The sequence below is a fragment of the Kineococcus indalonis genome (assembly GCF_009906395.1).
Taxonomy (GTDB): Bacteria; Actinomycetota; Actinomycetes; order Actinomycetales; family Kineococcaceae; genus Kineococcus; species Kineococcus indalonis.
Genome location: NZ_JAAALM010000656.1, coordinates 1 through 1,913 on the forward strand (window position 1 = coordinate 1; position 1,913 = coordinate 1,913).

General features: G+C 78.9%; 3 protein-coding genes and 1 pseudogene. All 4 read right to left on the bottom strand.

The features are described 5' to 3' along the window. Positions 1–17: 17 nt before the first annotated feature. On the bottom strand, positions 18–239 hold the full coding sequence (locus tag GTR00_RS19965) for a hypothetical protein (RefSeq protein WP_166613289.1): 222 nt from the start codon (positions 237–239) through the stop codon (positions 18–20). Positions 240–242: 3 nt separating this feature from the next. Continuing rightward, entirely contained in the window at positions 243–479 is a 237-nt protein-coding gene (locus tag GTR00_RS19970) for a hypothetical protein (protein ID WP_166613290.1), read from the bottom strand. Between the two features lie 77 nt (positions 480–556). Beyond that, positions 557–856, bottom strand: coding sequence for a WXG100 family type VII secretion target (locus tag GTR00_RS19975; RefSeq protein ID WP_166613291.1), 300 nt, complete (start codon positions 854–856; stop codon positions 557–559). 127 nt (positions 857–983) lie between these two features. Then, positions 984–1,913 (bottom strand): annotated as a pseudogene (locus GTR00_RS19980) (hypothetical protein); the annotation flags it as partial.

Consider the following 1,913-nt stretch of genomic DNA (forward strand, 5'->3'; position numbering starts at 1 on the left):
CCCGCGCACCGCGCCGTTCAGGGGACGGGTGGCGCTGCGGGCGGCGGCAGCGCCACCTGCCAGCCGGAGAACCCCGCGCCCACCTCGCCGGTCTCGCCGGCGGCCACGACGGCGGCGCTGCCGAGGACGCCTTCGAGCTCCTCGGCGCTCAGGTCGGTGCCGGTGAGCACCGCCCGCACCCCGGGGTGCCCGGCCAGGGCGCGCAGCAGCTGCGAGCGGCCGCTGCGCGGGGCGCCCACGACCTACAGGTGCCCGTCGCGCTCCAGGTCCAGCTCCAGCGGCTCGCGGCGCTGCAGGACGGGCAGGTCGTGCGCGCCGAACGCGGCGGCCAGCGGCACGGCGGGCTCGGCGAGGTCGGCGAGGTCGGCGAGGTCGGCGAGGTCCTCGCGGCGCAGCGGCGCGGTCCACGGCGCCGGCACCGGCGCGTCGGGGTCCGCCCCGGGCCGGCGGCCCCCCGAGCGCCCGGCCTGGAACGGCACGAGCGCGCCGTGCCCGCGCTTGGCGTGGGCCCGTCCCGGGGTGCTGCTGCGGCGCTCCGCCCGGTGCCCGCCGCGGGTCAGCGGCCGAGCCGGGCGGCGAGCTGGCTGTCGGTGTCCTCGAGGGGCTGCGCCGCGGTGCTGAGGTAGGTCGACACCCCGGTGAGGTCGTCCAGGACGGTGCCGGTGCCGAACTCGTCGTAGGCGTCCTTGAACGCGATCGACGACCCGTCGGTGACGTAGCCGGCGGACACGAGGCCGTCGACGAGCGCCTTGAGGCGGGCCGGCTGGTCGGCGACCTCGCGCTTGCCGTTCTCCAGGTCGGTGGAGGCGGTGCGCATCTCGTCGCAGGTGTCGCAGGTGACGTTCAGGTTCGCCACGGTGGGCTCCTCCTCGGGTTCCTTCCTCAGCCCCGGGACCGGGGGTCCCGCGAGGTCCAGCGCAGCACCGCGCGCGGTGCCCGGGTGCGGGGTCCACAGGCCCGTACGGGCGGCCGTGGGAGCGCGCTCACAGGGCCGCGCGCAGCGCGGCCAGCCAGGGCGCGTACTCGTGCGGGGGCAGCCGGCGGGCGGTGCCGCGCAGGCCGAGCACGCCCAGGTCGAGGGTCCCGGAGGCGTCGACGGAGAACCGCCAGGACGCCTCGGGCACGTCGCCCACGCACAGCACGGCGACGGGGGTGCGCCCGCCGGCGGTCAGCCGCACCAGCCTGCGCACCTGCTCCGCGGTGGGCCTTCCGGAGAGCGCGAGGACCGTCGGGCGCGGGCGCCCGGCCTCGCGGGCCAGCCGGGCGGCGAGCAGGCCCGCGGCCCCGCCGGCGGGGCCGCGGCGCTCCTCCAGGCGCTGCTCCAGGAGTTCCAGCAGCGGTTCCAGCGCGACGTGCGCGGTGAGGTTCCCGGGGGCGAGCACGGACAGCTCGTCGCCGAACCCCACCAGGTGCACGTCGACTCCGTCGGACCACGAGTTCGTCGCCAGCTCCACCGCCATCGAGGTGACCACGTCGCGCGCCGCCTCGTGCTGCCCGCCGACGGCCACCAGGCCCGGGGCGCTCTCGAGGTCGACGAGGACCTCGTGCGCGCCGCTGCCGGCGACGTCCACCAGCGCCGGGTACGGCGCGGCGACGTCCGGGACCTGCGGGGCGTCCGGCAGGACCTCGGGCACCTCGGTGCGCGCGGTGCGCCAGGCACCGCCCTCCAGCACCGTCCAGCCGGCGGGCGGGACGGCGGCGGCACCCTCCAGGCGCGTGCCGAGGTGCAGCACGAGCTCGTCGGCGGACAGGTGCGCCGCGACCACCTCCGGCAGGGCCAGCCCGGCGGCGGCCCGGTCGGCGGCCAGCGCGCGCAGGGCGAGGTCCAGGAACCGGGCGCGCGGGGCGTCGGCGGCCAGACGGACGTGCTCGACGACCTCGCGGGAACCGCGCCCGCCGGTGCGGGCCGACAG